General features: G+C 74.1%; 21 protein-coding genes and 1 pseudogene. 9 read left to right on the top strand and 13 right to left on the bottom strand.

The annotated features are described in order from the left end of the window. Positions 1-21: 21 nt before the first annotated feature. On the bottom strand, positions 22-1,233 hold the full coding sequence (locus tag ACWC9T_RS22055) for a phosphotransferase (RefSeq protein WP_449822746.1): 1,212 nt from the start codon (positions 1,231-1,233) through the stop codon (positions 22-24). A 471-nt stretch (positions 1,234-1,704) separates the two neighbouring features. On the opposite strand from ACWC9T_RS22055, the gene ACWC9T_RS22050 reads away from it, so the two are divergent. Further along, positions 1,705-3,186, top strand: a complete 1,482-nt coding sequence (locus tag ACWC9T_RS22050) for a DNA-binding protein NsdB (RefSeq protein WP_449822745.1) — start codon at positions 1,705-1,707, stop codon at positions 3,184-3,186. Between the two features lie 91 nt (positions 3,187-3,277). Here ACWC9T_RS22050 and ACWC9T_RS22045 read toward each other — a convergent pair whose 3' ends face one another. Then, a complete protein-coding gene (locus tag ACWC9T_RS22045) occupies positions 3,278-3,814 on the bottom strand; it encodes a hypothetical protein (RefSeq protein WP_449822744.1) in 537 nt (178 codons plus the stop codon). Between the two features lie 286 nt (positions 3,815-4,100). On the opposite strand from ACWC9T_RS22045, the gene ACWC9T_RS22040 reads away from it, so the two are divergent. Then, positions 4,101-5,600, top strand: coding sequence for a HEAT repeat domain-containing protein (locus tag ACWC9T_RS22040; protein ID WP_449822743.1), 1,500 nt, complete (start codon positions 4,101-4,103; stop codon positions 5,598-5,600). A 393-nt stretch (positions 5,601-5,993) separates the two neighbouring features. Here the strand turns inward: ACWC9T_RS22040 and ACWC9T_RS22035 are convergent. From ACWC9T_RS22035 to ACWC9T_RS22025, 3 genes and pseudogenes are all read right to left on the bottom strand, one after another. Further along, positions 5,994-6,215: pseudogene (locus ACWC9T_RS22035) on the bottom strand (undecaprenyl-diphosphate phosphatase); the annotation flags it as partial. Continuing rightward, a complete protein-coding gene (locus tag ACWC9T_RS22030) occupies positions 6,212-6,943 on the bottom strand; it encodes a class I SAM-dependent methyltransferase (RefSeq protein WP_449822742.1) in 732 nt (243 codons plus the stop codon). The gene ACWC9T_RS22030 and the pseudogene ACWC9T_RS22035, both read right to left, overlap by 4 nt. A 57-nt stretch (positions 6,944-7,000) precedes the next feature. Beyond that, positions 7,001-7,561: a PadR family transcriptional regulator gene (locus tag ACWC9T_RS22025; RefSeq protein ID WP_449822741.1), complete on the bottom strand. Its 561-nt coding sequence runs from the start codon at positions 7,559-7,561 to the stop codon at positions 7,001-7,003. 145 nt (positions 7,562-7,706) lie between these two features. Between ACWC9T_RS22025 and ACWC9T_RS22020 the strand changes: the two genes are divergently transcribed. After that, positions 7,707-8,477, top strand: a complete 771-nt coding sequence (locus tag ACWC9T_RS22020) for an alpha/beta fold hydrolase (RefSeq protein WP_449822740.1) — start codon at positions 7,707-7,709, stop codon at positions 8,475-8,477. 83 nt (positions 8,478-8,560) lie between these two features. On the opposite strand, the gene ACWC9T_RS22015 is transcribed toward ACWC9T_RS22020, so the two are convergent. From ACWC9T_RS22015 to ACWC9T_RS21995, 5 genes are all read right to left on the bottom strand, one after another. Further along, complete coding sequence (locus tag ACWC9T_RS22015; protein WP_449822739.1) at positions 8,561-9,424, bottom strand: 5-oxoprolinase subunit C family protein; 864 nt, start codon at positions 9,422-9,424, stop codon at positions 8,561-8,563. A gap of 12 nt (positions 9,425-9,436) precedes the next feature. Further along, complete coding sequence (pxpB, locus tag ACWC9T_RS22010) at positions 9,437-10,063, bottom strand: 5-oxoprolinase subunit PxpB (RefSeq protein ID WP_449822738.1); 627 nt, start codon at positions 10,061-10,063, stop codon at positions 9,437-9,439. Then, the gene (locus ACWC9T_RS22005; protein WP_449822737.1) at positions 10,060-10,836 is read right to left on the bottom strand and encodes a LamB/YcsF family protein; all 777 of its coding nucleotides are present in this window, start codon (positions 10,834-10,836) and stop codon (positions 10,060-10,062) included. The genes pxpB and ACWC9T_RS22005 overlap by 4 nt, the downstream gene beginning before the upstream one ends. Before the next feature lie 141 nt (positions 10,837-10,977). Then, positions 10,978-11,502 carry a hypothetical protein gene (locus ACWC9T_RS22000; protein WP_449822736.1) on the bottom strand — a complete coding sequence of 175 codons (525 nt, stop codon included), beginning with the start codon at positions 11,500-11,502 and terminating at the stop codon, positions 10,978-10,980. Positions 11,503-11,737: 235 nt separating this feature from the next. After that, positions 11,738-12,784 carry an IPT/TIG domain-containing protein gene (locus tag ACWC9T_RS21995; RefSeq protein WP_449822735.1) on the bottom strand — a complete coding sequence of 349 codons (1,047 nt, stop codon included), beginning with the start codon at positions 12,782-12,784 and terminating at the stop codon, positions 11,738-11,740. 185 nt (positions 12,785-12,969) lie between these two features. Between ACWC9T_RS21995 and ACWC9T_RS21990 the strand changes: the two genes are divergently transcribed. The 4 genes from ACWC9T_RS21990 to ACWC9T_RS21975 all read left to right on the top strand — a co-directional run bounded on the left by ACWC9T_RS21990 (position 12,970) and on the right by ACWC9T_RS21975 (position 20,888). Further along, complete coding sequence (locus tag ACWC9T_RS21990; protein WP_449822734.1) at positions 12,970-14,526, top strand: hypothetical protein; 1,557 nt, start codon at positions 12,970-12,972, stop codon at positions 14,524-14,526. A gap of 85 nt (positions 14,527-14,611) precedes the next feature. After that, entirely contained in the window at positions 14,612-15,487 is an 876-nt protein-coding gene (locus ACWC9T_RS21985; RefSeq protein ID WP_449822733.1) for a hypothetical protein, read from the top strand. A 51-nt stretch (positions 15,488-15,538) separates the two neighbouring features. Then, on the top strand, positions 15,539-20,104 hold the full coding sequence (locus tag ACWC9T_RS21980) for a hypothetical protein (RefSeq protein WP_449822732.1): 4,566 nt from the start codon (positions 15,539-15,541) through the stop codon (positions 20,102-20,104). 19 nt (positions 20,105-20,123) lie between these two features. Next, positions 20,124-20,888, top strand: a complete 765-nt coding sequence (locus ACWC9T_RS21975) for a metallophosphoesterase (RefSeq protein ID WP_449822731.1) — start codon at positions 20,124-20,126, stop codon at positions 20,886-20,888. On the opposite strand, the gene ACWC9T_RS21970 is transcribed toward ACWC9T_RS21975, so the two are convergent. From ACWC9T_RS21970 to ACWC9T_RS21960, 3 genes are all read right to left on the bottom strand, one after another. Beyond that, a complete protein-coding gene (locus ACWC9T_RS21970; protein ID WP_449822730.1) occupies positions 20,885-21,799 on the bottom strand; it encodes a hypothetical protein in 915 nt (304 codons plus the stop codon). The two genes, ACWC9T_RS21975 and ACWC9T_RS21970, sit on opposite strands and share 4 nt — an antisense overlap. Before the next feature lie 57 nt (positions 21,800-21,856). After that, positions 21,857-22,255 carry a hypothetical protein gene (locus ACWC9T_RS21965; RefSeq protein WP_449822729.1) on the bottom strand — a complete coding sequence of 133 codons (399 nt, stop codon included), beginning with the start codon at positions 22,253-22,255 and terminating at the stop codon, positions 21,857-21,859. Positions 22,256-22,433: 178 nt separating this feature from the next. Next, positions 22,434-23,129 carry a FadR/GntR family transcriptional regulator gene (locus tag ACWC9T_RS21960; protein WP_449822728.1) on the bottom strand — a complete coding sequence of 232 codons (696 nt, stop codon included), beginning with the start codon at positions 23,127-23,129 and terminating at the stop codon, positions 22,434-22,436. A 278-nt stretch (positions 23,130-23,407) separates the two neighbouring features. Here ACWC9T_RS21960 and ACWC9T_RS21955 point away from each other — a divergent pair, with 278 nt between their 5' ends. Both ACWC9T_RS21955 and ACWC9T_RS21950 read left to right on the top strand, forming a co-directional pair. Next, positions 23,408-23,962 (top strand): gluconokinase, encoded by a 555-nt coding sequence (locus ACWC9T_RS21955; protein WP_449822727.1) that lies wholly within the window; start codon positions 23,408-23,410, stop codon positions 23,960-23,962. A 73-nt stretch (positions 23,963-24,035) separates the two neighbouring features. Continuing rightward, positions 24,036-25,430 carry a GntT/GntP/DsdX family permease gene (locus ACWC9T_RS21950; RefSeq protein WP_449822726.1) on the top strand — a complete coding sequence of 465 codons (1,395 nt, stop codon included), beginning with the start codon at positions 24,036-24,038 and terminating at the stop codon, positions 25,428-25,430. Positions 25,431-25,494: the final 64 nt, after the last annotated feature.

Here is a 25,494-nt window from a genome sequence, read left to right as displayed (position 1 = left end):
CCCGAGCCGTAGCAAGCCGGTTCAGCGGGTCCCGACTGCGGCCCGGACGGCCCGACGGGCCAGTGCGGCGTCGTCGTAGAGCCGGCGGATCATGATCCGCTGCTCCTCGCCGGCGCCCGGCACGTCGTACAGCCGGATCTCCCGCATCAGCACCAGCACCAGGTTCACCAGGAACGCGTCCCGGGCCAGCGTGCCGCCGCTCTGGGCGAGTTGGCTGATCTGGCGGCGGGCGGCCGTGTCGCCGGAGAGCACGCTCCACAGCACCGCCAGGTCGTAGCCCGGCAGGTACCAGCCGGCCTGCTCCCAGTCGACCAGCACCGGGCCGGACGGCGCCAGCAGCATGTTGCTGAGCAGGGCGTCGCCGTGGCACAGCTGCAGCGGGGTGTGGCTGAGGCCGTGCAGCAGGCCGCGCAGGTCACCGGCGTCCCGGTCGGTGAGCTGGCCCACCGAGTGGTAGCGGGCGATCTCCAACTGGTAGTCCAGGCGCGGCTGGAACACGTCGCTCGGCGGCCGCCAGAGGTTCAGCGTCCGGACCGCGCCGAGCAGCGCCCGCACCTCGCCCGGGGTGGGCGCGTTGACCGGGTGCCGCTCCCGCGCGGCGGGCCGGCCGGGAACGCGCTCCATGACCAGCACGCAGCGGTCGTGGTCGGCCGCGACCAGCCGGGGCAGCCGCACCGGCGGGCGGTGCCGGACGAACGCCCGGTAGACCGCGACCTCGTGGTGGAAGTCGGCCACCAGCTGCTCGAAGTACTCACTCCGCACCGCCTGCGGCGCCAGGCACTTGGCGACCACCGGGGCCCGCCCGATGGTGCCCGCCACCAGGATGTGGCGGCTGCCCTCGCGCAGGACCTGGCGCGGTGTGAACGCCGGACATATCCGCGCGACGCTCGCCAGCGCGGCCCGTACCGCCGGGGTCTGCAGCGCCGACGGGTCGATCCGGTCGGGCCCGGCGGGCTGGCCGGGCCTGCGGGCCCGCAGCACCTGGCCGTCGGCCTGGCGGGCGAGCGGGAGGCGGTGGCCGGTCGGCGGGGCGGCCACCGGGCCGCTCAGTCCCAGCGCCGTACGGCCGGCCGGGACCCGGGCGTCCGTGGACCGGCCCTCGGTGCCCCGCGGAGCCACCGGGCGGCTCGCCGGGGGCACCTGCTTCGGGCCGGGACGGCCGGCGGCTGCGGTGGGGGGGCGCAGCGCGGTGCGGGTCGCGGTCGGCGTGGGGGTCGTCGCTGAGGAGTACATGGGCTGAGGGTGGTCCCTTCCGGTCCGTCGGCGGGTTACCCCGCGGGGCGGGGGAGGGCCGGTGCCGTGTGTTTCCTGGTGCGACGGCGGCCCTGCTTCGGTCGGTGGGTGGTGCGCGGGCGCCGGGCACGGACGCGGGGTCGGAACCCCTGTTCGGCAGTGCTCCGACCATCCGCACCCTGGGGAATGCGGTCGGCCGGATTGCCGTGGCCGTGCCCGGCGCCCCCGCGCCACCCGGCCGCGCCACCCCCTCGGGTGATGACCGGGAGCGTCCCGTGCCACGGTCGGGGGACTGCCCCGACCCAGGTGGGACGCCGCCCGACCCGGGGGGCGAGGTGGCGCACCCCTACAACACACCCGTCGGGCACTGGCTTTGTAGTCTGGCGGGCCCTGGCGAACGGTGGCGAATGCTCGCCTGGCACTTGCCGGAGCCTCTAGCCTCGGAGGAAGCCGAGGAACCTGGGGGCTTCATTGAGCAGGGGACCCAACACCCGACTCGCCGATCTGTTCGTCCTGACCGGATGGTCCAAGGGCGAGTTGGCGCGGCTGGTCAACCGTCGGGGTGCCGCGATGGGGCAGCAGCAGCTGTCCACCGACACGTCGAGGGTACGGCGTTGGATCGAGCAGGGGGAGATCCCGCGCGATCCGGTGCCGAGGGTGCTGGCAGCCGTGTTCACGGAGCGGCTCGGACGTGTCGTCACCACTGAGGACCTCGGTCTGGAACGACACCGGCCCACCAGGTCCGGAGCGGAGCCGTCCGCAGCAGCGCCATGGTCGCCGGAGCGAACAGCCGCGGTCCTCACCGAGTTCACGGGAATGGACCTCATGCTGAACCGACGTGGATTGGTGGGTGCGGGCGCCGCGCTCACGGCCGGGGCGGTCATCGCCGACTCGCTGAAGGGCTGGCTGGGCGGGGACGCGGTCGCGTACGCGGCCTCGGTGCCCGGGCCCCGCCAGGTGGTCACCGGGGGCGGCGCGCGCCCGGTGGTGGACGTGTACGACGCGGGCCCGGTCGGGCTCGACGAGGTGGAGTCGCTGGAGCGCTCGGTGCAGGTGTTCCGCGCCTGGGACGCGGCGCGCGGCGGCGGGCTCCAGCGCAAGGCCGTGGTCGGTCAACTCAACGAGGTGGGTGGCCTTCTGACCCACCGCCACAATTCGGTCGTGGAGCAGCGGTTGTGGCTGGTCGCGGCCAACCTCGCGGTGCTCGCGGGCTGGATGTCGCACGACGTGGGGCTGGAGCCCACCGCCCAGCGGTACTTCATGATCGCGGCCGAGGCGGCCAAGGAGGCCGGCGACCGGCCGCGGGCCGGTGAGGCGATCTCCCGGGCCGCGCGGCAGATGGTGCACCTGGGCCGGGCCGACGACGCGATCGACCTGATGTCGGCGGCCAAGGCCTCCGGCGGCCGGCTGCTGCCCAGAACACGCGCGATGTTCAACACCGTCGAGGCCTGGGCGCACGCCTCGATCGGGCACTCCCAGGACACCTACCGGCTCCTCGGCGAGGCCGAGGAGCTGTTCACCGAGGAGGCGCCGGAGCCGCCGCCGAACTGGATGCAGGTCTTCGACGAGGCGGAGCTGCGCGGCATGCAGGCGCTGGTGCTGCGCACGCTGTCCGAGCACGACCAGGCGGCGGCTCCCCTGGCCCAGCGGCACGCGGAGCGCGTGATCACCCTGCGGGAGGGCACCGGGCAGCTGCGCTCGGCGCTGTTCGACCGGATCACCCTGGCCTCGGTGCACTGGATCACCGGGGAGCCGGACGCGGCGGAGTTCCAGGCCAAGATGGTGATGAACCTGATCGGCCAGAACTCCTCGCACCGGACCTGGGACCGGCTGCGCGAGATGTACCGGCTGACCGCGCGGTACCGGGGGCTGCCGGTGGTGGACGAGCTGCGGGCGGAGCTCGGGCGGGAGCTGCGGGCGGTGGACGCCAAGAACCGGCCGCGGCTGTCGTGAGGTGGGTGGTGACGGGCCGGGCGCGCCCTCGGCCGTCGTCAAGACCCGGTGGGTGGTGTGCTTGCTCGCCCGGGAGGATCCGGGGTACGGCTCAGAGCGGCGGGGTCGGCCGGAGCAGCATCCGCAGTGCGGTGACGGTGCCGTCCGCGCCGAGCACGGGTTCGCCCGCGCACTGGACGCTGTCGTGCCGTCCGTCGGTCCGGCGGATCCGCAGGGTGCCGACGGCCGGGCGGCCGTGCACCAGGGCGTCGGTCATCATCCGGCGAAGCAGCGGCCGGTCCGCCTCGGGGAGGCGGTCGGGCAGCCGGTCGAGGCTGAGCGGGCCGCGGCCCGGGTCGCAGCCGAGGAGGAGGTAGGTTCCCGCGTTCCAGCGAATGCCGTCGGTCAGCAGGTCCCACTCCGCCGAGCCGACGAGCCGGTCGTCGGCGCCGCCGTTGCCGAGGTGGGGGCCGGACGGCTCCTGTGCCGTGCCGTCCACTCTGCCGTCCGTTCCGCTGTCGGTGCTGCCGTCCGTCTCGTCGCGGGCGCGGTCGGTGCTACCCGCGGCGCCCGGGCCGTCGGCGCCCGCCGGGGCGCCGTCCACCGTGGCGGTGTCCGGCGGGCGGGCGGCGCCTAAGGGCATGTTCATGACGGGTCCATCGCTCGGTGCGACCAGCCGTGTGCGGGTCGTGGGGTAGTGAGAAGACTGTCGCACAGCGTTCTCGCCGCTGTGGGCGATTTGGACAGATCGCAGGCAAAATTCCCCTGGCATATGCCACTGTGGCAGCGGCCTTCGTCGCCCTGTGTGCGGAAGGGGGCTCGAGGCGGTAACCTTCGGTGATTCCGGCGCCCGGGCGCCCACCGCAGTACCGACCAGAGACCCCGGCGACGGAAATCCCGTTGCCACTACGACCGCCGCAACGGATGCTGACCTCATGTTCGAGCCAGTGATAGCACCCAGTGCCAGCCTCCTAGGCCTCCTGCAGCGAGGCCGTGGTGACGGGCAGCTCCATGCGCTGGCCGCCGACCGTGCCGAGGCCATCGCCGCGCTGGAGGAGTGCGTCACCAGGGATCCGCGGGCTGACTGGCAGGTCGAGAGCCGCTCCCTCTACTACGCCCGCCTCTACATGGAGCTGGAGGCCTCCCTCGACGGGATCGAGGACCACCTCCACTCCGCCGAGGACCTCGTCAGCGACGACGAGAACCGCACCGGTCTAGCCCTCTCCGTCCTGGGCCACCTCGCCGCCTACGGCCGGCGCGACGCGCTGCTGATGCTGCGCGAGTACGCCGCCACGGGCGCCAACTGGGCCTGGGCTCTGGACGAGCTCGCCCTGCGCGACGACGACCGTGGCCTGCTGCTGCTCGGTACGGCCGTGCTGGACCGCTTCCCGCCGGGCCCCGAGGGCGACGCCGAGCTGCGCGAGTTCATCCGCAACGCGTACGAGCCCCGGCCCTGGCGGCTGTGGGCGGCCTACCACCCGAGAGTCGCCGCGGCGAGCGAGCAGTCACCCTTCGACCTCTGGCAGCGCCAGATGAACCGCAGCGGCGTCACCCCGGGCTGGTCCACCACCGACGTGCTGGTCTGGGCCGACCAGGGCGAGCTGGGCGACCTCGGCGCCGGCGCCTTCCTGTCGCGCCCGGAGCCCGTCCGGGTCGAGGACGACCCGTCCGCGCCCGACGCCGTGGACCGCCGCGCCGCCGCGGCCGCCCGCTGCCTGACCGCCGTGGTCCGCCCCGAGGATCGTCCCGTGCTGCTGGAAGCCGCCCGCGGCGGCCTGACCGGCGCCCGGCGGGCCGCCCTGCGCTACCTGGTCGACCAGCGCGACCCGGCCGCGCTCGAACTGATCGAGGCTGCCGCAGCTGACGTGGACGACCGGATCGTGCGGGCCGCGCTGGAGCTGTTCGGTCGGATGCGCGGCCCCGAGGTGCTGGCGCAGGCCCGCCGCTGGGCCGACCCGGCCAGCGGGGGCGCCGACAGCGCTCTCGGCGAGGCCGCCGTCCGCCTGCTCGCCGACGCCGGGGAGCCGGTCGACGCGCCGTTGGTGGTCGCCGGGCTGCGCCGCTGGATGTCCGTGCGCGGGGTCAGCGGTACCGGGCTCGGTTCGCTGGTCGACGGTGCGGGGCGGCTGGCCGCCGCCGACGCCGTACCGGTCCTGCGCCACATCTACGGGGAGGCCGCTTCCTCCGAACTGCGCGGCCGCGCCGCCCGGGCGCTCGCCGTCACCGATGTGCACTTCCCCGAGGGGCCCGCCGTCGAGTGTCTCTGGGACTGCGAGGAGTCCACGCGCGAGCTCGCCGCGCGCCATGTCGCCACCACGGGCGACGCGCGTGTGCTGGAGCGGTTGCGACGGCTCGCCGCCGACCCGGCTGAGGAGGCCGAGGTCCACGCCGCCGTCCGCGGCCGATTGACCGCCGCCCGGGATTCCGGGCGTTAGGTCCCGTCCGCAAACTCCCGCCTGCGGGGCGACGGGGGCACGCACCTTGCCGCGTTGTCGCTGGTCGCCAATGGCCCCCAGCCTTCGGCCTTGAGGTGCCCCCACCGCAGTGGCTCCCTCCTCCGCCTTGCGATGCACGCACCCCAACGCCGCCCCGCCCGCCCTCCGGGCGGATGACGGGAGTTTGCAGACGGGCCCTGGCCCTCAACGTTCAGTGGGCCGGGACACCGCGAAGGTGTCCCGGCCCACTGCTTTTCCGGCCGATCCGTCTCGGATGGCTTTTGTGGAACGGCGTTCTACTTGGTCGAACCCGCGTCCGAGGCCAGTGCGCCGCCCGCGACCAGGCCGGTGATCAGTATGCCGGGCAGCACCCGGTAGACCACGAACGGAGTGCAGCGCCGGGCGGAACAGCGAAAGCGCCCAGGCCCGGACGATCGCGGCGATGTCCTTGCGGAAGTGGATCAGCTCTGCCGCCTCGGTGCCCGGCTGGGGTGACGGCGGTGAAGGCCGCGCCCGGGTCGTCCCGGCCCAACAGGGCGGAGAGCACCCGCAGACGGGCGCTGGAGGGGATGGGCGGAACTCGGTGAGCCCCTGGATCAGGCCTCCACGGCTCAGCCGAGTGGCCGGGCCCTGACCCAGGTGCGGTCTTCCGTCAGATACGTCTCGACCCGCAGGCCGGCGTCCGCCAGGGCCTGTTCGAAGGCTTCCGTGGTGAGCGGACGGGACAGGAAGGTCTGCGTCCAGGTGCCGTCCGGGAACTCGTACTGCGCGTGGACGGAGTTCACCCCATCACCCACCGGTGTAGCGGAGAGGATCCGGGCCGTTCCGTCCGTCCCGATCCGGCTCTCGCGCGGCACGTTGAGGTGCCAGTCCTCGCCCTCGCGCTGCACCAGCACACAGCCGTCCTCGGCGACATGGCGGCGACAGGTCTCCAGCAGGCCCTGGCGGACGGCCACATCGCCGGCGTGCACCAAGAAGGAGGCGAGCATGACGACGTCGAAGCGCTCGCCGAGGTCCAGCTTCTCGATCGGGCTGCGTACGGTGCGGACGCCCGCGCGGACCCGGGCCACCATCTCGGCGGACTCGTCCACGGCCGTGACGGTGAAGCCGCGGTCGACCAGCGGGTGGGTCATCCGGCCGACGCCGCAGCCTAGTTCGAGAATGCTCGCGCCGGGCGGCACGGCGGACTCGATCACGTCCGGTGCGTTGCCCACCGGCAGTCGGGTCCACACCTCGACCGCGCAGCCGTCCGGGGTGATCGCGCCCGCGCCCGTGCCGTCGTAGCCCCGGCGTCGCCCGTCGCTCATGTTCGTGTCGTTGCTCATGTTCGTGTCGTTGCCCATGGGTGCCATCGGAACACGGGAGGGGCGGGCTGGGAAGGACGGTTCGGCGGCTTTCGGTCAGTCTGTCGGCTCCGCCGGTCCACCGGTTCGTGCGGCACCCTCCAGCTCGGCCACGGTGGCGCGCAGCCAGGAGAGTTCGGCCTCGGTCGTGGCGCGGGCGGTGAGCAGCAGGCCGCGCCGGAACGGGTCGGTGAACTCCTCGGCGCTGAGCGGACGGTCGCCTTCGTAGTAGAAGCTGGCGGGCTCGGAGAGGAACGCCAGTCGGCGGCGGAGCGCGGCGGCCTGGGCGGCCGGGTCGTCGAGGTGGCGCAGGAAGGAGAGCAGGGTGGTCCAGCGGTTGCCGTCGCTGATGTCCAGCGGCTCGGGCTCGCGCAGGGTGTCGAGCAGCGCGGTGCGGCCGGCCTCGGTGAGGTGCAGGGTGTGCCGGGGTGCGGCGGCGCTGCCGGGCTCGGTCTCGCGGACCAGCAGGCCGTCGGCCTCCAGTCGCTTGATCGCGGGGTAGAGCGTGCCGTCGCTGATCGGGCGGATGTGGCCGGTGAGCCCGGCGAGGTGGCGGCGCAGCTCGTAGCCGTGCAATGGCCGGTCGTACAGGAATCCGAGGATGGCGAGCTTCAGCATGGGGCCACTCTCTCAGATCCGTGTCTCGGGGCGTGGGTATATCTCTTTCGTGATACCTCGGTGTCGAGGTATTGTCTTCGCGATTCCACCGACCCCTTCGAGCCCTTCGAACTCTTCGACCCCTTTGAACCAGGAGTGTGTGCGCATGCGCGAAGCCACCGTCACCCCGAACGGCGACCGGATCCGCTGGGTCGAACTGCCCGGCGCCGAGCCCGCCCGGGTCTACCTGCACGGGCTGGGCGCCAGCTCGCCGGTCTACTTCGCCGCGGCCGCCGCCCACCCACTGCTCGCCGGGCGCCGCTCGCTGCTGCTCGACCTGCTCGGGTTCGGCATCAGCGACCGGCCCGGAGACTTCGGCTACACCCTGGAGGCGCACGCAGACGCGGTCGCTGGGGCCGTAGCGGCGGCCGGGCTGGACCGGGTCGAGGTGGTCGGCCACAGCATGGGCGGCGCCATCGCGATCGTCCTGGCGCACCGACATCCCGAACTGGTCGCGCGGTTGCTCCTGGTGGACGCCAATCTGGACCCGATCACCCCTGGCCGGCAGCGGATCGGCAGCAGCGGGATCGCGAGCTACACCGAGGAGGAGTTCCTGGCCGAAGGGCGGGGAGAGGTCGCCGAGCGGGTTGGCCCGTTCTGGTGGTCCACGATGCGGCTGGCCGGACCGGAGGGCCTGTACCGCAGCGCCCTGCACCTCGCCCGGGGCAGCGAGCCGGCCATGCGCGAACTGCTGCTCGGGCTGGACCTCCCGCGCACCTTCCTCCACCCGGCGGCGGACGGTGAGCCGGAGGGTGTCGACGGGCTGCGCACGGCGGGCGTGCGGGTGGTGGCGGTGCCGGACTGCGGGCACAACATCATGCTCGACAACCTGGAGGGCTTCGCGGCGGCGGCCGCGGAAGCGCTCGGCGTGGAATGAGCTCAGCGCGCGGCGAGCCCGCAATGCGTTCCTGAACCCCTCGGCGCTCCCGGCCCAACGCGCCCGGCCCAACGCTCCCGGCCTCAGCGCTCCCGCAGCAGTTCGAAGCGCACCGGCGTCCCCGGCCGGGCCTGGGCGGCGGCCGCGAGGTCGGCGGCCGGTACGACGCCGACCACCGGGTAGCCGCCGGTGGTCGGATGGTCGGCCAGGAAGACCACCGGCTGCCCGTCCGGGGGGATCTGCACCGCGCCCAACACCATGCCCTCGCTGGGCAGTTCACCCTTCCGTGTGCGGGCGACCGCAGGGCCCTCGGTGCGCAGCCCGATCCGGTTGCTCGCGGGGGAGACCCGGTACCCGTCCCGGGCCAGCCGGGCCACCGCCGAGGGCGCGAACCAGTCCGCGCGCGGGCCGAGCCGCAACCGCAGCACCAGTTCGGCCGGGGGAGCGGGCAGCGGTATCAGGTCGGCCCGGTCCCGGTGCGGCGGGGGAGCGCCGACCGGCAGCCGGTCGCCCTCGGCCAGCGGGGCGGGGCCCAGGCCGGAGAGCAGGTCAGCGGAGCGGCTGCCGAGTACCGGTGGAACGGCGATCCCGCCCGCCACCGCCAGATAGCCGCGCACCCCGGCGGTCGCCGCGCCCACTTCGACCACCGCCCCGGCCGGTACCGCGATCGGAGCACCCCAGGCGGCCGCCCGTCCGGCCACCGTCACCGGGGAGGGCGCGCCCGTGACCGCGACCAGCGCGGGCCGGACGGCGCGCAGTGCGACCCCGCCGAGGGTGGTCTCCAACCCGGCGGCCCCCGGTTCATTGCCGACCAGCCGGTTCGCCGCCCGCAGCGCCGGCTCGTCCAGCGCGCCGGCTCGGGGCACCCCGAGGTGGGCGACGCCGCGCCGCCCGAAGTCCTGGACGGTGGTCAGCGGCCCGGGCCGCACCACCTGCAGTTCGCCCAACTCAGCCAGCCCCTAAGCCCGTTCCACCGTGAACCGTACCCGCACCCCCGGCGCCAGCAGCGCCGCCGGCTCGCGCTCCGGGTCCCAGAGCGCCAGCGCGGTGCGCCCGATCAGCTGCCAGCCGCCGGGGGAGGGGCTCGGGTAGACGCCGGTGTACGGGCCGGCCAGGGCGACCGAGCCGGCCGGGACAGAGCTGCGCGGGGTGTCCCGGCGCGGCACCTCGTACCGCGCCGGCAGCCCGGTGAGGTAGCCGAAGCCGGGAGCGAAGCCGCAGAAGGCGACCACGTACTCCGGCTCGGTGTGGATCCGCACGGCCGCCTCCTCGGAGACCCCCCACAGCGCCGCGACCTCGGTCAGGTCGGCGCCGTCGTACACGGTCGGGACATCCACGAGGGGGCCGCTCGACGCGGCGGCCGCCCACGGCCGGGCGGTGCGCAGCAGCGCCGCCACCGCCGGGACGTCCGCGACGCCGTCCAGCAGCACCGTGTGCGCGGCGGGCACGAGTTCCTCGACCTCGCCGAGTTCCCCGGCCGCCTGCCGCTCGCGCAGCCAGCCGTACAAGGCGGCGACCTCGGCCGCCCCCGGGAGCTCGACCAGCAGCGCCCGATCGCCGACCCGCCGGACCGCGCCGACCGTCATGTGAACGCCTCGACCCGGACCCCGGCGGAGGCGAGGGCGCCGCGGATCCGCCAGGCGAGCTGGGCGGCGCCGGGGGTGTCGCCGTGGACGCACAGCGAGCGGGCCTCGACGCCGATCCGCTCGCCGCCGACGGCCTCCACCGTGCCGTCCCGGGCGATGCCGACGGCGCGGGTGATCACCGACTCGGGGTCGTGCACCACCGCGTCGGGCTCGCGGCGCGGGACGAGGGTGCCGGCCCAGGTGTAGGCGCGGTCGGCGAAGGCCTCGGTGACCACCGGTAGCCCAACGCCCTCGGCGACCGCGAGCAGCCGGGAGCCGGGCGGCCCGAGGACGGGCAGTGGCCCGTCGCAGACCGCGCCGGCCCGCAGCACCCCGGCCACCACGGCCTCGGCCTGCTCGGAGTCGGCGACCACCCGGTTGTACAGGGCGCCGTGCGGCTTGACGTAGGAGACCCGGGAGCCGGCGGCGCGGGCGAAGACCTGGAGGGCGCCGATCTGGTAGGCGATCTCGTCGGCGAGTTCCTCCGGGGGGACGTCCATCGCGCGGCGGCCGAAGCCGGCCAGGTCGCGGTAGGAGACCTGGGCACCGATCCGGACGCCGCGCTCGGCGGCCAGCGCGCAGACCCGGCGCATGGTCGACGGGTCTCCGGCGTGGAAGCCGCAGGCGACGTTGGCGCTGGTCACCACGGACAGCAGTGCCTCGTCGTCGGTCAGGCTCCAACGCCCGAACCCCTCGCCGAGGTCCGCATTGAGATCGATCACCGCATCGGCCACGCCCGTCCGCCTCCCAGCAGCTGTTGAGCCAGATGGTAGGGCCTGCGGATGAAGCCCGGTGTCCGGGACCCGGACACCCTCAGGGCCCACCGGCGCGCGGCCCCCGCCCGCGCGCCCCGGGCGGGGGCGGGGGCCGCCGACTCAGTTCGCGGCCAGGCGTTCCTGGAAGGAACGTTCCAGCGGACGCAGCGCCCGCAACACGATCAGCAGCGGAATGACGCCGAAGATCCCGAACGACATATCGATAAACCGCCACACCACCGGAATGCCCCGCAGCGGTCCGCAGATCAGCGCCAGCGGGATCACGGCGCCGCAGGCGAGCACCGCCCAGCGGATCACCCAGATGTTGCGGACCGGGTCCTTGAGCGGGCCCCAGAAGGCGGCGGCGATCGCCAGGTGGGCGAAGGCCAGCCAGTCGGTGCCGTAGGCCAGGAAGGGGTAGCGCTCGTTGGTCTCGGCGAGGCCCTGGTGGACCCGTTCGAACCAGGCGAGGACGGCCGGGAAGTGGCCGGTCAGCGGAGCGGCCGGGCCGGAGGCGAAGTCGACCAGCAGGCGGGTCTCGGTCTCCAGCGGGAATGCGGTCAGGCCGCTCAGCACCAGGCAGACCAGGAACAGCCGGAGCCACCGCCGGACCCGCCGCAGGATGACCGCGGGGTCACCGTCCATCTCGCACACCTCCGAAGCGGGCACGTCGCGCGGAAGCCGCGCCGGACGTGCCGAAGGGGCAGGCGGGCCTTGTCCCGTCTGCGCGGAACCGACTCTAGACCCTGGATTTGAACGTGTTCAACAAGCCCTCCGAGATGGCTTCGAACCCGCCCCGGGCCGCTCCGCCCCCGCCCGGCCCCGGACGCACGGATGCCCGGGCGCCGAAGCGGCACCCCGGGCATCCGTGGAGCGGTGGCTAGGCCGTGTACGTGTATGTCACCGGCGCGCTGGTGCCGCCCGCCGTGGTGACCGTGACGTCCACCGGCCCGGGCTGGGCGGCCGCCGGAGCAGTGGCCGAGCAGAAGGACGGCCCGCAGGAGACGTGCGCGGCCGGCACCCCGCCGAAGGCGATCGAGCCGTACGTCAGGTTGCTGCCCTGGACGTACACCTGGGTCCCGCCGGCCACCGGTCCGCTGGCGGTGGTCAGGTTGCTGACCGTCGGCGCGGGCGGCGCCGGGGGTGGGTCGCCGGTGTAGTCGAAGGTGACCGGCGCCGCGGCCGTGCCGCCGGGGGTCACCACGCTGACGGGGGCGCTGCCCGAGCCGCCGGGCGCGGTCACCGTGCAGGCGGTGTCGGTGCAGGTGCCCGGCGCAGGGACGCCGCCGACCAGCACCATGCCGTTGGACAGGTTGCTGCCGCTGACGGTCACGGAGGTGCCGCCCGCGCCCGGGCCGGTGGTGGTGTCGAGGCCGGAGACGGCCGGGGCGGCCTGGACTGTCGCCGGCAGGTAGCCCTGGCTGCCGAGGTCGTAGCGGGAGACGTGCCCGGTCGGGTCGGTGTCGTTCGGGTTGGCGGCCGTCACCGTGATCACGCCGGCGATCGGCACTCCGGGCGTGGTGTGGAGGTTGAGCTTCATGAACTCGCTCTTCCCGACCACCCGGGTGCCGGTGAGCACGGCCTCCAGGTGGCGGCCGTCGGGTGAGAGGGTCTCGGTGAACGTGTAGTCGTACGGCGTGGAGTAGAACATCGCGCCGTCGGTGGTGACGCCCGGCGGCAGGTCGACGGTGAAGTGCGTCGGGCCGGTCAGATCCGAGGTGCCGGACGAGACCCAGCTCGCCGACATGTTGCCGGACGTGAAGAATCCGCCGGGGTAGTTCCCGCTCTGCGACACGGTCACGTGCTGGGCGGAGGTCGACTGTGTGTCGGTCGGCGCGGCCGCGGCCGCGGCGACGGCGGCACCGGTGGCGAGGGTGGTCACGGACAGCGCGGCGGCGAAGCCCGCTTTGGCCAGTCGGGTGATCATGGGTCGATCATCACCGAACCGCTCTGCCAGCCTCACCGTTTTCTCGAATACCGGTTCGGGAATGGCGGAATCCCGTCGAAACCCCGTTCTGAATCCGGCCGGTACACCGCCGCTCACCTGCCATCCGGCCCGCCCGAAAGGTCCGTTTCGGTTGATGCCGGTGCGAACCTCTAATCTTGTCCACCGTGACCGCCATCGCTGACCCGCCCACCGAGCACGGCCTCCGGCCGCCCGCCGGGCCCGCCGCCCCCGTGCGGCCCGCGCCCGGCCCCGCCGCCGACGAAGGCCTGGCCCGCCGGCTCAAGGCGCTGGCCTGCACCGCCCCGCTGCACGACCTGGACAACCGCAAGGTCAACCTGGCCGGCGAGTACGGCGGCTACGCGATGGCCGAGGTCGGCCTCGCCGCGATCGACCTGGTCACCCTGCACATGGACTTCGACACCGGGGCCGACCGCGACATAGTGCTCGCCCGGCTGCTGCCCCGGGTCGCCGCCCAGGCCCCGACCCGCCGCGCCTCCGAGCACGAGCGGGTCGCCCGCTGGGTGCTGGAGTCGCTGATCAACGTCGGCAGCGTGGACCGGGGCTTCCGCGCCGTCTACGGCACCTTCGGCGCGGACGGCGAGTACGTCCGGCGCGACTACGACTTCAAGCTGATCGAGGAGGTCCCCGGCCCCGACGGCGGCATCTACCTGCGCACCACCGACGAGGCGGTCAACGTCCTGGTCGGTGCGCTCGACACCGACGTCACCTCGGCCCAGATCGCCGCCGAGGTCAAGCTGGAGGTGCTGATCCGCCGTGGCCGGCTGGCCGACGCCCAGCTCGCCGCCGAACAGGCCCGGTACCGCACCGTCCAGTACGCCGAGACGCTGCGCCGCGCCCTCGACGCCACCCGCCGCAACGTCCGCGCGGTCGACTGGATGCGGGCCATCCCCGACCTCATCGACGAGGCGCTGGACCACATCGCCGACCGCTACCGGCACGAGAACGCGATTCTCACCAACATCCGCAAGGCCCGCGACGAGGCCGAGCCCCACACTCCCGAAGGGGCGGAGCACAAGCGCCGCGCCGCCGAACTGCTCGACATCGTCAAGGACTGCATCCGGCGCCACACGAAGCTGCAGACCCGCCTGCTGGAGGCCGGCCCGCTGTTCCGCGCCGAGCAGGACCGGCAGGCCTTCGCCACCCCCGGCGCCCGTAGCGGCATCGACCTGTACGGGCAGCTGCTCGCCCCCGTGCTGCGGCTGCCGATAGAGCAGGCCGTCCGCCCCACCGGGGCCTTCTTCGCCCGCGGCGCCGGACTGCGCACGCCCGTCTCGGTCCGGGTCGCCGACCTGGTCGACCTGCTGCTCACCCCGCCGGTCGAGCGCGAGCACCTCGGCGCCGAACTGCCCGACCCGGACCTGGTCGCCACCCCGGACGACAGCCGCTTCTCCGAGGCCCAGCTGGAATCCGCCCTGGAACTGCTCGACCTGGCCCCGGACGCCCCCCGCCGGCTCTCCGGCCTGCTCGCCGACGCCCGCAAGCGGGACCCGGAACTCCCGTACCTGGTCGCCCTGCTGGCCGTGCACGCGGCCAGCCCGCCGGTCGGCACCGCCTACCGCCAGGGCGAGGAACGGCTGCTGTTCGCCGTGGACGACGGCACCCCGCTGAACGACCCGGAGTTCGGGGGCGCCGACCTGATCGTCGGCAGCGCCCTGCTCGACGCGGCAGGCATGGCGGCCGACCGCAAGGACGCCGGCTGACCGGCCGAGCACCGACTCTCCAGGCAACGACCTTGACGCACCACCAGAGCACCCGCAACAGCAACAGCCCCGAGGAGCACCGCCCGTGACGACCCACCACGACACGTCCTGGGCGGCCGAGACCGAACCCGCGGCCCCCGCGCCGATCACCCCGGCCGACGTCGCCGACGCAGCCCGGCTGGTCTCCTTCGGCCTCCAGGCCAAGCTGCTCCCCACCCGCGACGTCGAATACGCCGAACTCGTCCGCCGCCACCGCGAGGACCCGCCGTTCGCCCGTCTCGCCGACGCCATCGCCACCGGCATGGGCCTGGTCGTCCTGGAGGTCTCGCCGCGGGCCGGCATGGCCGTCGCCGCCGCCGAGGACTCACTGTTCGCCGTCCGGATGGGCGACTACTCGCGACGCGCCGCCTCCGAGACCACCGACCGCTTCCTGCACGGCCTGGCCCACCTCGCCGTCGCCGCCATGGCCTTCCCCCGCCCCGAGGACCTCGCCGACGACAGCTACCTCGGCCGGATCACCGTCAACGGCGTCGACTCCTTCGTCCGCCAGGCCTGCCGCCGACTGGAGGAGCAGGCCGACGCCGAGGGCGCCAACACCGACCCGGCCTCCGACGCCCCCGGCCTGGAGTCCGCCTGGCGGGTCTGGGCCCGGCGCACCGCCACCGGCGCCACCAAGGACGCCCGCCGGCTCTCCGGCTCCACCATCGGCATCGTCGCCAAGGCCGTCATGTTCCTGGTCGACTCCGGCTTCCTGCAGAAGGTCTCCGATGACTCCGGCGGCACCTACCGCACCACCGCCCGCTACCAGCTCCAGGTCCGCGACCTGGCCGGCAGCGCCGCGATGGCCGAACTGCTCGACCTCGGCATCGTCCCGGTCTCCGACGGCACCGCCAGCCTGCTGCCTCCGGACACCACCGACGAGCTGGTCGCCGACGCCGGCCTGCCGTTCCACTCGCTCTGACAGCCGAGTCCTGACGCCCCTTCTCACCACGCTCACGGAGAACCGCCGCACATGTACGAGCTCAACCGGGTCCGCCTCTACTCGATCGGACCGGCCGGCGCCCGCTACGCCGACACGGTGCTCGACCTGCGCGGCGTCGGCGAGCCCGTCGCCGACCCGGCCCCGCAGCAGATCGGCCTGTTCGGCGAGGACACCGACGGCCCGGTCCGCCGCCCCGCCCCGGCCGGCGTGCTCTTCCTGGAGAACGGCGGCGGCAAGTCCGTCCTGCTCAAGCTGATCTTCTCGGTGATGCTCCCCGGCCACCGCAACACCCTCGGCGGCGCCAGCTCCGGCGTGCTGCGCAAGTTCCTGCTCGCCGACGACTGCGGCCACGTCGCCCTGGAGTGGCAGCACACCGTCACCGGCGAGCTGATCGTGGTCGGCAAGGTCAGCGAGTGGCGCGGCCGCCAGGTCTCCTCCGACCCGCGCAAGTTCGCCGAGACCTGGTACTCCTTCCGCCCCGGCCCCGGCCTCACCCTCGACTCGCTGCCGGTCGCCGAACGCGTCAGCCTGGCCGGTGACCAGAAGGCCCGCGGCCGCCGCCGCACCATGAAGGGCTTCCGCGACGCCCTCACCGAGGCCGGCAAGGCCCACCCCCACCTCGACCTGGTCTTCGAGGACGGTCACGACCGCTGGACCGAGCACCTCGGCGAACTCGGCCTCGACCCCGAACTCTTCCGCTACCAGCGCGAGATGAACGCCGACGAGGGCGAGGCGGCCGGCCTCTTCGCGGTCAAGCACGACAGCGACTTCACCGACCTGCTGCTGCGCGCCGTCACCGACACCCGGGACACCGACGGCCTCGCCGACCTCGTGCACGGCTTCGCCGCCAAGCTCGGCCGCCGCGCCGAACTCACCGCCGAACGCGACTTCACCGCCGGCTCGCTCGACCTGCTGGAACGCATCGTCGAGGCCACCACCGCCCGCGAGGCCGTCCGCGAGGCCCACCGCACCGCCGAGCGCCGCACCCGCCGCCTGGCCCACGCCCTCACCTCCCGCGCCGCCGCCGAACGCGACCGCTCCCAGGACCTCGCCATCGAGGTCGCCGCCGCCGCGAGCGCCGTCACCGCCGCCGAGGCCGACCGCACCCGGCACAGCCTGATCGCGGACGAACTCACCTACCGGCACGCCACGTTGAGCCTCGCCGCGGCCACCGCCGAGGCCGCCGCGCTGCGCCGCGAACTCATCGACGCCCGCACCCTGCACTCCGCCTGGCAGGCCGCCGAGGCCGTGCTGCGCCACCGCGCCGCCGCCGACCGGGTCGCCCGGGTCGGCGCCGCCATCCGCGAGGCCGAGCTGGACGCCGCCCCCGCGCTCGCGGCCCGCGCCCGCGCCGCCACCGCGCTCGCCCGCGCCCTGGAAACCGCGGCCACGGCCGCCGAGTCCCGCGCCGACACCGAGGAGCAGCGCGCGAGCGAGCTCCAGGAGGACGGCGCCAAGGCGCAGTCCGACGCCACCGAGGCCGCCACCGCAGCCCAGAAGGCCCGCAGTGAGGCCGAGCACCTGCGTCAGCGCCTCGCCGAGGTCGAGCAGGAGACCGCCGCCGCCGTCGAGGCCGGCTTCATCGACGCCGACGGCGACGTGGACCCGGCCCGCGCCGCGCTGCACGCCGCCGACGTCGAGAAGGCCGCCGCCGCGTCCCTCGCCCAGGCCCGCGCCGCCGCCGAAGCCTCCGCCGCCCGGCTGCGCGAGGCCGCTGCCGCCACCTCCCGCGCCGAACTCGCCGCCGAGCGGGCCGGCGACGCCCGCAAGGGCGCCGCCCAGGCCCTGGCCGCCGAGCAGCGCACCGCCGCCCTGCTCGCCACCGAGCAGCGGCTCGCCGACCTGCTCTCCCTCACGCCCTACCAAGAGGGCGCAGAGGAGGACGCCGGCTTCCTCACCCCCGCCGTGCTCGACCGCAACGCCGAGTACCTGCGCGAACTCCTCGACGAAGCCATCGCCACCGCCGAGCGCACCCTGTTCGACCTGCGCACCGCCGCCGCCGACGACTCCCGCATCCTTGCCGCGCTCGGCGACGGCGGCCTGCTGCCGCCCGGGCCCGACGTGCTGGCCACCGTCGAGTACCTCGCCGAGCACGGCATCCCGGCCCTGCCCGGTTGGCGCTACCTCGCCCAGTCCGTCGACCCGGCCGACCACGAGGCGATCCTCGCCGCCCGACCCGAACTGGTCGACGGCGTGGTCGTCACCGACCCGTCCTCGCTAGAGCGCGCCCGCGAGGCCCTGCAGGCCGCCGCCCTGCTGCCGCGCTCCACCGTGGCCGTCGGCGCCGCCGCCTCGCTGATCGCCCCGATCACCGACCAGCCGACGTTCTTCCTGGTGCCGCCGAACCCGGCCATGCACGACGAGTCCGCCGCCGACGGTGAGCGCCGCGAACTGCGCGCCCGCGCGAGCGCCCGCGAGGAGCACATCCGCGAACTCGCCGGCCGCCTCGGCGCCGACCGCGCCCTCGCCGCCCGCCTCGCCTCCTGGCACGCCAGCTGCCCGCCCGGCACCCTCGCGGAACTCGCCGCCGCCGCGGAGGCCGCCCGCGAGCACGCCGAGCAGGCCGCCGCCGCCCTGGCCACCCTGCGCGCCGAGCACGACGAGGCCGAGACCGACCACGCCACCGCCGCCTCCGCCCACGAGGAGCACCGCGAGGCCGCCCAGCGCGCCCGCCGCCGCGCCGACGCCCTCTCCGGCCTCGCCTTCCGCCTGCGCGAACGCGCCAACTGGGCCCGCCGCCAGCGCGAGTTGGCCGAGGACGCCGCCGAGTGCGACCGCCGCCAGGCCCTCCGCGCCGAACGCGCCCGCACCTGCGACGAGGACCGCCGCGCCGCCCAGCGCGCCGCCGACGACGCCCGCCGCACCGGACGCGCGCTGCGCGCCGAACGCGCCGAGATCCCCGCCGCCGAGCAGGCCGACGAGCCCGCCGAGCAGACCGCCCCCGCCGCTCTGCCCGCCCTGCGCGAGGCCTACCGGGCCGCCTCCCAGCTGTACGAGAAGGTCGGCGTCGGTGCCGACCTGCGTGCCGAACAGGCCCGCGCCGAGGGCGACGAGGCCGCCGCCGCGGCCGAACTCGACCGCCTCACCAACAAGGTCCGCACCCGCGCCGAGGAGCTCCTCGGCAGCCCGGACGGCGCCGACGGCCCGGCCCGCCAGGCCGCCGCCGCCCGCGCCGAGGAGCTGGTCGCCACCATCGAGGCCCGCTCCGCCGCCGCCAGCGAGCAGCTCGGCCGCCTGCGCGGCGAGGCCGAGCGCTCCGCCCCCGTCGACGGCGAGGCGCACACCGAGCTGCCCGAGGACCTCGTCCCCACCGACCCCGAGCACGCCCAGACCCTGCTGCGCACCGCCACCAGCCGGCTCGCCGAGTGCCGCGAGGCCGTGGACGACGCCCGCACCGCCCACGCCGACCTGCAGCGCACCTTCGACACCGCCCAGTCCGCCGCCGCCGACTTCGACGAACTGGCCGGCCAGCTGCGCGACGGCCTGCGCGACCACCAGGACGACGCGGACGACCCGGCGGAGCCGTACCTCGGCTCCCTCGCCGAGGCCCGCACCACCTCCACCGAGGCCCGCCGCAGCCTGCGTACCGCGGCCGGCGAGCTGTCCTCCGCCGAACTCGCCGTCCGCGACGCCGCCGACGCGCTGGTCCGGCACGCCAACGCGGCCCGCTACGAGGCCGTGCGCACCCCCGCCCGCCAGCAGATCCGCGAACTGCCCGCCTCCGCGCTGCCCGAGCACGCCGCCGCCTGGGCCGCCGCCTTCGCGCCGCGGCTGCGGGTGCTCACCGACGAGCTCGCCCAGCTGGAGAAGAACCGCGGCTCGATCGTGGACCGGCTGCGCGGCCTGGTCGAGTCCTCGCTCACCACCCTGCGCGCCGCCCAGCGGCTGTCCAGGCTCCCCGAGGGCCTGGGGGAGTGGTCCGGCCAGGAGTTCCTGCGGATCCGCTTCGAGGACCCGGACCACGCCACCCTGGTCGAGCGCCTCGGCGAGGTCATCGACGAGGCCACCCGCGCCGCCGTCAAGAAGAACAGCGACCTGCGCCGCGACGGCATGTCCCTGCTGCTGCGCGGTGTCGCCGCCGCGATCGGCCCCAAGGGCGTCAGCGTCGAGATCCTCAAGCCCGACGCGGTGCTGCGCGCCGAGCGGGTCGGCGTCGGCCAGATGTCCGACGTCTTCTCCGGCGGCCAGCTGCTCACCGCGGCCATCGCGCTCTACTGCACGATGGCCGCGCTGCGCGCCAACGACCGCGGCCAGTCCCAGCTGCGGCACGCCGGCACGCTGTTCCTGGACAACCCGATCGGTCGCGCCAACGCCACCTACCTGCTGGAACTCCAGCGCGCCGTGGCCGACGCGCTCGGCGTCCAGCTCATCTACACCACCGGCCTGTTCGACACCACCGCGCTCGCCGAGTTCCCGCTGGTGATCCGCCTGCGCAACGACGCCGACCTGCGGGCCGGCCTGAAGTACATCTCGGTGGAGGAGCACCTGCGCCCGGGCCTGCCGGCCCAGCAGGACCCGGACGGCCCGACCATCCACGGTGAGATCACCGCCACCCGGATGTTCAAGCGCCCTGCGGAGGTTCCCGCGCAGTCGTGAAGTCGTTAGCGTGATCGGCATGCTGACGATCGCGCACCTCAGTGACATCCACCTCGGCCAGGAGCACCGCCGGGACCGCGGCAAGCGGGCCCGGCGGCGGGCCGAGCAGGTGATGGCGTACCTCAACGCCCTGCCCGGCCCACTGGACGCGGTGCTGGTCACCGGCGACCTCGCCGACCACGGCCTGCCGGCCGAGTACGAGCAGGTGGCCAAGGTGCTGGCCTCCCGGCACCCGGTGCTCACCTGCCCCGGCAACCACGACAGCCGGGCGCCCTACCGCGAGGTGCTGCTCGGCGAGGCGCCGGGGGAGGGGCCGGTGAACCGGCTGCACCAACTCCCCGGCGCCGACGTGCTGATGCTCGACTCGTCCATCCCCGGCCAGCACGACGGTCTGCTGGACGACGGCACGCTGGACTGGCTGGACGCCCAACTCGGCTCAGGGCGAACCGAGATGCCCGCCCTGGTGGCCTTCCACCACCCGCCGGTCGAGCTGCACATACCGATGGTCGACGGGATCCGTCAGTTCGGCGAGGTGCGCCTCGCGCGGGTGCTGCGCCGGCACGCCCGCGTGAGCGCCCTGCTCTGCGGCCATTCCCACACCCCCGCCGTGACCGCCTTCGCCGGACTGCCGGTGCTGGTCGCGCCCGGTGTGGTCTCCACCACCACGCTGCCCTGCGAGGGCGGGCGCGGCATCTCCTTCGGCCACCCGCCGATGCTCGCCTTCCACGTCCTGGACGGGGACGGCCGGCCCACCACCCACTACCGGGCCGTCCCGGTCGGTTAACTGTCCGTCAACCGGCGGAGGATCGCCATGAGTTCGGCGGGCAACACGATGGAGAAGGAACGCCGGGCCTCGTCGATCTGCGTCAGGTTGGTGACCGTGCCCTGGTGCCACCAGTAGAGCCGGGGCGAGAGCGGGCCCGGGTTCTCCGAGTGGACGCGCAGCGTGATCGAGGCCAAGTCGTTGACGGCACCCGCGACTTTGGACTCGGTCAGGGGGTGGAAGAACAGGTAGTCCCGGCTGGGCACGGTGAACAGGGCGCCCTCCTCGGGGAGTTCGCGCCCGGTCGCCGCGCGGGCCAGCTCGTCCAGCACCAGCGCCTTGCTGGCGACGAACATCGAGTCGCCGGTCACCGCGTACAGGGTCGAGCCCTCGGTCGGGCCCTCCAGGGCGTCGAACTCCACCGGATCGGCGATCAGGTTGGCCCGCCCGGCGGCCCGCAGCCGCTCCGGGCCGACCTCGGCGACGAACCGGTCGTCCAGCGTCCGTACGGTCTCCGGCAGGTCCAGGCAGAGGGCCTCCAGCAGGCCGGTGGCGACCGGGCGGAGGTAGCTGAAGGAGGGCGCCATCTCGGCCGGGATCGCGTCGTCGGCGATCAGCCGGAGGTAGGCGCAGCGGAGGACATCGTCCTGGCCGTCCGGCGTCGACTCCGCGGCGCCGGCCAGTGCACGGAAGTGGCGCTCCACGAGCCGGGGCCACTCGCCCGGCTCGGCGCGGCGGCAGAACTCGGCGAGGTTGTACAGGTTGCTGGCGCCCTCGGCCCGGTGGACGGACTGGCCGGAGACGGCCGCCTGCACGCCGACGCCCGCGTGGTACTGGCGCACCAGCTCGCGCAGGTGGTCGGCCTGGTCGGTCGTCAGGGCCGTGAGATCGGGGTCGTACTGGGGTGCTGTCTTGGAACGGAAGAACCTCATGCGCCCGACTCTAGGGGAGTGCCCTGACGCCGGACCGGGAGTCGTACTTGGGTGCGGCTAGGTGCTCGGCACCCGGCGCTGGCACGGCGGCTGCGGAGCGTGCGGCTGCTGGGGCGGGTACTGCTGCGGCGCCGCGCCGCCGGGGCGGGGGAGCGGACGGGCGGCCAGCGGCTCGGGGGCCACCCGGCTGCCCGCCATCGGGTACGCGGAGTTCGGCCCGCGCATCCGCTGGGCGGCGACCTGGCGGGAGATCAGGATCTCCAGCAGGCACCACATCGTGCCGAACACCCCGAGCCCCATCGCCATCAGCGCGGGCGTCATCAGCCAACTGCCCGCGTACGAGGCCAGGGTCGCGACCACCACGCCCACCAGTGTGAAGGCCAGGCAGAGCACCGCCCGGACTGCGGCGGCGCGCACCTCGTCGGGCAGGCGGCGACGGCGGCGTGGCACGGGCATCGGGCGACCCCCAGGCGCGAATTCGGTGGCGGACACGGAGCAGGCGCTCGCGTTACGCGCCCCCTCGCCTCACTCTGCCCCGCCGAACCCGTACTATGCGTCCGAATCCACCGAATTGCCGCCAAATCATGTCATCCGGGCAGGCGGCAGCGCCCCGTCGGCGCGCGCCGGGTGCCGCTCAGCCCAACTGCTGGTTGAGCTCTTCCAGAGCGCCCGTCACGATCGTGCGCATCGCCGCCTCGGCGTGGCCGGCGTCCCCCGCGCAGATCGCTTCGGCGACCTCGCGGTGCAGCCGGACCGCGTACGGCTCAGGCTGATGGGGCATCAGATGGTACTCGGTCCGGCCCGTGAGCACCGCCCCCACGGTGTCCCCGAGGTGGGCGAACATCTCGTTGCCGGAGGCGCGCAGCACCAGGGCGTGGAAGGCGATGTCGTGCTCGAGGAAGGTGGCCAGGTCGGCCGCCCGTGCGGTGACCGTCAGCTCCACGGCCAGCGAGCCGAGTTCGCGCCGGTCGTCGTCGGTCGCGTGGACGGCGGCGAGCGCGGCCGCGGCGGGCTCGACGGCGACCCGCAGTGAACCGAGCGAGCGCAGCTGGGCCGAGCGGTCCGAGCCGGCCAGCCGCCAGCGGATCACCATCGGGTCGAAGACGTCCCAGAGCGACTTGGGCTGCACGGTGATCCCGACCCGTCGCCGGGAGGCCACCAGGCGCATCCCCTCCAGGACCCGCACCGCCTCCCGGACCACTGTCCGGGACACCCCGAACCGCTCCTCGAGCTCCTCCCCGCGCAGTACCGCGCCCTCGGGAATCTCCCCCGACGCGATCGCCGGCCCGAGCTCGTCGAGCACTCGACCGGGCAACCCCTGGATCTCCATCCGCCCAGCGTAGACGCCCGCCGTCCAGAGCCCCACGTCACCCTCCGGCCACCCCGGCAACCCGCCATGTGACCCGCCTCGCCGGCCTGCGTCCGCTCGCCCCCGGGCCTTCGATCTCGCGGCCCCCGCCCTGCCCCGCCGCTCCATGTGCCGCAGGCACCCGGCCTGTGGCGACCCCTTCCCCAGGGAACTAAAAGTATGACGATTTGGCTTCTCCCCCTTTAATACGTCATATCTTTGAGGCGATAGTGGCGGCCTGCAACGAAGGAGCACCACCCATGGCTCTCAGTGTCGAGAACCACGACCACCCGGCCGCACCCCTCACCGTCGTGGTGATGGGCGTCTCCGGCGTCGGCAAGACGACCCTGGCCCGCCTCCTGGCCGACCGCCTCGATCTCCCCTACGCCGAGGCGGACGACTTCCACCCGCCGGCCAACATCGCCAAGATGTCCGCCGCCATCCCGCTGGACGACCGGGACCGCGAGCCCTGGCTGCGCGCCATCGGCGCCTGGCTCAAGGAACGCACCGAGGACGGCAGTGGCGGCGTGGTCACCTGCTCGGCGCTGAAGCACGGCTACCGCGACATCCTGCGCGCGGACGCCCCGGGTGCCTTCTTCCTGCACCTCAGCGGCGGTCACGAGCTGGTCGAGGACCGGCTCTCCCACCGCACCGGCCACTTCATGCCGGCGTCGCTGCTCGGCTCCCAGTACGCCGCCCTGGAACCCCTGGGCACGGACGAGCGCGGCGCCGTCCTGGACGTGGGCCCGTCCCCCGAAGAACTCGTCGAGAAGGCCGCGGTGCTGCTGCGGCCCGTCAATGGAGACCTCACGTGAGCGAGCGAAGCGAGCGAGCCATCAGAAGGCGCGTACGGGCGAATGCCCCTGCCGAGCGAAGCGAGGCGGGCGCATGAGTATTGCCCCCACCCTCCTGGCGGCCGCCTCGCCAGCCCTGCCGCACACCAGCAGCAACACCCAGCTGCTGATCGCGGTGCTGGTCAGCATCGGCGCGATCGTGCTGGCGATCACCAAGCTGAAGCTGCACCCCTTCCTCGCCCTCACGATCGGCTCCGGCCTGCTGGCCGCCATCGCGGGCGTCCCCTTCGACAAGCTGCTGAACAGCTTCTCCACGGGCTTCGGCTCCACCGTGGCCAGCGTCGGTCTGCTGATCGGTCTGGGCGCGATGCTCGGCAAGCTGCTCGCGGACTCCGGCGGCGCCAACATCATCGCGGACACCGTGCTGTCTCGGACCGGCAACAAGGCGCTGCCGTGGGCGATGGCCCTGATCGCCGCCGTGCTCGGCCTGCCGCTGTTCTTCGAGGTCGGCGTCGTCCTGCTGATCCCGATCGTGCTGCTGGTCGCCCGCCGCGGCAACGTGCCGCTGGTGCGGGTCGGCATCCCGGCCCTGGCCGGCCTGTCGGTGCTGCACGGTCTGGTTCCCCCGCACCCGGGGCCGCTGGTCGCCATCGACGCGCTGAAGGCCGATCTGGGCATCACCCTGGCGCTCGGCCTGCTGATCGCGATCCCGACCCTGGTCATCGCCGGTCCGCTGTTCGCCCGGGTCGCCGAGCGCTGGGTGGGCCCGCTGGAGATCCCGACCGCCATCGCCTCCGGGGAGGCGGTCAAGCGCGAGCGCACCCCGTCCTTCGGCGTGGTGATGGCGACCATCCTGCTGCCGGTCGTGCTGATGCTCGGCAAGGCGCTGGCCGATGTGGTGATCGACGATCCGAAGGCGATGGGCCAGCGGGTGTTCGACTTCATCGGCTCCCCGCTCATAGCGCTGCTCGCCGCGACCCTGCTCGGCATGCTGACCCTCGGCAGGGCGGCCGGTTTCGACAAGGCCCGGATCTCCGACACCGTCGGCAGGTCGCTCGGCCCGATCGCCGGCATCGTGTTCATCGTCGGTGCGGGCGGCGGCTTCAAGCAGACCCTGATCGACGTGGGTGTCGGCGACATGGTCAGTCACTGGTCGAGCAAGTGGCACATCTCCGCGCTGCTGCTGGGCTGGCTGATCGCGGTGCTGATCCGCCTGGCCACCGGCTCGGCGACGGTCGCCACCATCACCGCGGCCGGCATCGTCTCCCCGCTCGCCGCCACCATGTCCTCGACCCACTCGGCCCTGCTGGTGCTCGCGGTCGGCGCCGGTTCGTTGTTCCTCTCGCACGTCAACGACGCTGGCTTCTGGCTGGTGAAGGAGTACTTCGGGATGAGCGTCGGGCAGACGCTGAAGTCCTGGTCGGTGATGGAGACGGTGATCTCGGTCGTCGCCATCGCCCTGATCATGCCGCTGAGCCTGATCATCTAGTCCGTCAGGCGCGCACGCGAAGGGGCGGCACCCGTACCGTACGGGTGCCGCCCCTTCGGCGTTC

This window comes from Kitasatospora sp. NPDC001159, from assembly GCF_053598235.1.
This window is presented reverse-complemented; position numbering and strand designations above follow the sequence as displayed.

What these genes read in the sequence shown, in the direction of transcription:
- ACWC9T_RS22055 (WP_449822746.1), bottom strand. Translation starts at nt 1,233, where the DNA reads ATGTACTCCTCAGCGACGACCCCCACGCCGACCGCGACCCGCACCGCG.
- ACWC9T_RS22045 (WP_449822744.1), bottom strand. Translation starts at nt 3,814, where the DNA reads ATGAACATGCCCTTAGGCGCCGCCCGCCCGCCGGACACCGCCACGGTG.
- ACWC9T_RS22040 (WP_449822743.1), top strand. Translation starts at nt 4,101, where the DNA reads ATGTTCGAGCCAGTGATAGCACCCAGTGCCAGCCTCCTAGGCCTCCTG.
- ACWC9T_RS22030 (WP_449822742.1), bottom strand. Translation starts at nt 6,943, where the DNA reads ATGGGCAACGACACGAACATGAGCAACGACACGAACATGAGCGACGGG.
- ACWC9T_RS22025 (WP_449822741.1), bottom strand. Translation starts at nt 7,561, where the DNA reads ATGCTGAAGCTCGCCATCCTCGGATTCCTGTACGACCGGCCATTGCAC.
- ACWC9T_RS22020 (WP_449822740.1), top strand. Translation starts at nt 7,707, where the DNA reads ATGCGCGAAGCCACCGTCACCCCGAACGGCGACCGGATCCGCTGGGTC.
- pxpB (WP_449822738.1), bottom strand. Translation starts at nt 10,063, where the DNA reads ATGACGGTCGGCGCGGTCCGGCGGGTCGGCGATCGGGCGCTGCTGGTC.
- ACWC9T_RS22000 (WP_449822736.1), bottom strand. Translation starts at nt 11,502, where the DNA reads ATGGACGGTGACCCCGCGGTCATCCTGCGGCGGGTCCGGCGGTGGCTC.
- ACWC9T_RS21995 (WP_449822735.1), bottom strand. Translation starts at nt 12,784, where the DNA reads ATGATCACCCGACTGGCCAAAGCGGGCTTCGCCGCCGCGCTGTCCGTG.
- ACWC9T_RS21980 (WP_449822732.1), top strand. Translation starts at nt 15,539, where the DNA reads ATGTACGAGCTCAACCGGGTCCGCCTCTACTCGATCGGACCGGCCGGC.
- ACWC9T_RS21975 (WP_449822731.1), top strand. Translation starts at nt 20,124, where the DNA reads ATGCTGACGATCGCGCACCTCAGTGACATCCACCTCGGCCAGGAGCAC.
- ACWC9T_RS21970 (WP_449822730.1), bottom strand. Translation starts at nt 21,799, where the DNA reads ATGAGGTTCTTCCGTTCCAAGACAGCACCCCAGTACGACCCCGATCTC.
- ACWC9T_RS21965 (WP_449822729.1), bottom strand. Translation starts at nt 22,255, where the DNA reads ATGCCCGTGCCACGCCGCCGTCGCCGCCTGCCCGACGAGGTGCGCGCC.
- ACWC9T_RS21960 (WP_449822728.1), bottom strand. Translation starts at nt 23,129, where the DNA reads ATGGAGATCCAGGGGTTGCCCGGTCGAGTGCTCGACGAGCTCGGGCCG.
- ACWC9T_RS21955 (WP_449822727.1), top strand. Translation starts at nt 23,408, where the DNA reads ATGGCTCTCAGTGTCGAGAACCACGACCACCCGGCCGCACCCCTCACC.
- ACWC9T_RS21950 (WP_449822726.1), top strand. Translation starts at nt 24,036, where the DNA reads ATGAGTATTGCCCCCACCCTCCTGGCGGCCGCCTCGCCAGCCCTGCCG.